Source organism: Mesorhizobium sp. M7D.F.Ca.US.004.03.1.1, assembly GCF_003998635.1.
In the GTDB taxonomy this organism is placed as follows: Bacteria; Pseudomonadota; Alphaproteobacteria; order Rhizobiales; family Rhizobiaceae; genus Mesorhizobium; species Mesorhizobium loti.
The window spans coordinates 1-2,424 of the sequence record NZ_RZQG01000879.1 but is presented as its reverse complement, the minus strand read 5'-3'; the positions used below and the strand labels follow the sequence as shown (position 1 = coordinate 2,424).

The 2,424-nt window shown below is 61.0% G+C and carries 4 protein-coding genes; all 4 read left to right on the top strand.

What is annotated here, in order from left to right:
• Nucleotides 1–97 precede the first annotated feature (97 nt).
• Nucleotides 98–610, top strand: coding sequence for a hypothetical protein (locus tag EN935_RS31255; protein ID WP_127264260.1), 513 nt, complete (start codon nucleotides 98–100; stop codon nucleotides 608–610).
• Nucleotides 611–743: 133 nt separating this feature from the next.
• Nucleotides 744–977 carry a BolA family transcriptional regulator gene (locus EN935_RS31250; RefSeq protein WP_010909092.1) on the top strand — a complete coding sequence of 78 codons (234 nt, stop codon included), beginning with the start codon at nucleotides 744–746 and terminating at the stop codon, nucleotides 975–977.
• Nucleotides 978–1,161: 184 nt separating this feature from the next.
• Nucleotides 1,162–1,497, top strand: a complete 336-nt coding sequence (gene grxD / locus EN935_RS31245; protein WP_127264258.1) for a Grx4 family monothiol glutaredoxin — start codon at nucleotides 1,162–1,164, stop codon at nucleotides 1,495–1,497.
• 256 nt (nucleotides 1,498–1,753) lie between these two features.
• Nucleotides 1,754–2,424: MFS transporter (locus EN935_RS31240; RefSeq protein WP_245489095.1), on the top strand; the 671-nt coding region annotated here is incomplete at its 3' end.

The window sequence follows — 2,424 nt, the reverse complement described above, 5'->3', positions numbered from 1 at the left end:
GCAGCGTGCTGAAGCTTGGCGAGGCGCGGTCAATCCCGGTCAGCGAATTGACCGGGGGCCACGAAGGCTGGTTCCCGCGCTTCATGGATCAGGCCAGTTGACCACACTGGCCGCCCGGGCGCTGCTTGCAGTCGTTTTCTGGCCGTCGCTGTTCTTCTTCTGGTTCCTCGGGCCGTTCGTCTTTTTCCTGCTGTCGACGACCTCGAGCGAGGTTTGCTCCCGGCTGGAAACGCGCGTGCAGTTTCTTGCCGCGGCCAACGGCGCCATCCCGATGCTGGCGCTGCAGAACCTCATCTACGCGGTCCCGATCGTCTGCCTGGTGCTGTGGGGCCGCCTCGCGCCGGATCCGGCACGGGCAAGGCATATCGTCACCTGCATCAAGCTTTTTGCCAGCGCGGCGGTCGTCGGGGCGTTGTGGGAGTACGGCTCGTCACTTGTCTGCGACGGTTACGGACAACCGTTCTTCTCGACCGCCTGGCAGATGACGAGTTATCTTCCCATCGTCAGCCTGGCTGTCAACGTTCCGCTCTATGTGCTGGCCTTCAGCCTTGGTCGCGCTTTCTCGACGCGCGAGGACGTTGCTGAGGATGAAGCAAGCCCACCGGCCTAGGTCCTCCCTGAGGTTCCCGGAACCGTCTTGCCCTTGGCGGGACAGAACGGCTTCAATCCGGACCGGAAAGGCTTTAGGCTCGCCCGACTCTCATCTTATGGCCGGCTACCGGCGCTCGAAACAGGATTTTGCCATGGCAATGGATGCCCACGACATCGAAAAACTGATCAAGGACGGCATTCCGGACGCCAAGGTGACGATTCGCGACCTCGCCGGCGACGGCGACCATTATGCGGCCGAGGTGGTGGCCGAGAGCTTTCGGGGAAAAAGCCGCGTCCAGCAGCACCAGATGGTCTACGACGCGCTGAAGGGCAATATGGGTGGGGTGCTGCACGCACTCGCCTTGCAGACCAGCGTTCCCGACTGACCCGCGCCGGAATATAGACCGCAACCTCACGAGTCGGTGTCGAGGGGACTGCTTGGCCCAACACGGCCCATCCTTTGCGCCATTTCAGCCACGGCTCGGCTAAAGTCTTGTTTCGGGCAATCGTTGGGTTTATTTGAAGGGATATGTTTCGAGCCTGACTCCCACAGGCGGGAAAGGATATTCCATGAGCGGTATCAACGACTACATCGACAACGAAGTGAAGGGCAACGACGTCGTCCTTTTCATGAAGGGCACGCCCGGTTTCCCGCAATGCGGATTTTCCGGCCAGGTCGTCCAGATCCTCGACTATATCGGCGCCGACTACAAAGGCGTGAACGTTCTGGACTCCACCGAACTGCGCCAGGGCATCAAGGAATATTCCAACTGGCCGACGATCCCGCAGCTCTACGTCAAGGGCGAATTCGTCGGCGGCTGCGATATCATCCGCGAGATGTTCCAGGCGGGCGAACTCCTGACATTCCTGGTAGAAAAGGGCGTCAGCGTCAAAGGCGCCGCCTGATTTCTGTTTTTCGTGCATGTCGTCTGCCTGAAACAGCCGTACAGTTTCGGGCGACGTGCACCAAACGCCAGGGCAGCCCCACCTCGGCAATTTTTATGTCCTGAACCCAGGACCAAGACGAGCCAATGCGCCGGCCCGCCGGCGCATTTTCGTTTGAAAGATCGGACTTGCCGTGGACCAGCAAAAATCAGCGCCGCAATCGGCAAGCAAACTGCCTATTCCACGCTGGGAGTTCATCGCGTTGTGCGCGGCGCTGATGGCGCTGAATTCGCTGGCCATCGACATCATGCTGCCGGCTCTGCAGCAGATCGGCGCCTCGCTCGGCGTCGAAAATGAAAACCACCGGCAGTACGTCATAACGGCCTACATTCTGGGCTTCGGCGGCGGCCAGCTGTTCTTCGGGCCGATCTCGGATCGCTTCGGCCGTCGCGCACCGCTGGTCGCCGGGCTGGTGATCTATGTCGCCGCGGCCGCGGCGGCCGCCGTTGCACCAAGCTTTGAAACACTTCTGCTGTGCCGGGCCGTGCAAGGCATCGGTGCGGCCGCGACCCGCGTCATCGCCGTCTCGATCGTGCGCGACACATTCGACGGCCGGCGCATGGCCGAGGTGATGTCGCTGATCTTCATGGTGTTCATGGCGATACCGGTCATTGCTCCCGGCATCGGCCAGTTCATCATGCTGTTTGCGACCTGGCATTGGATCTTCGTCACCATGGCCGTCGGTGCGCTCGTCGTCTCGACCTGGTCGCTGCTTCGCCTGCCTGAAACACTGCACCCCGAACATCGCCGACCGCTGAGCGTGAACTCGATTGTCGGTGGCTTTCGCATCGTGCTCACCAACCGCATTGCCATCTGCTATGCCTTCGCCAGTACCTTCGTTTTCGGCGCCATGTTCGGCTTCATCGCCTCGGCGCAGCAGATCTATGT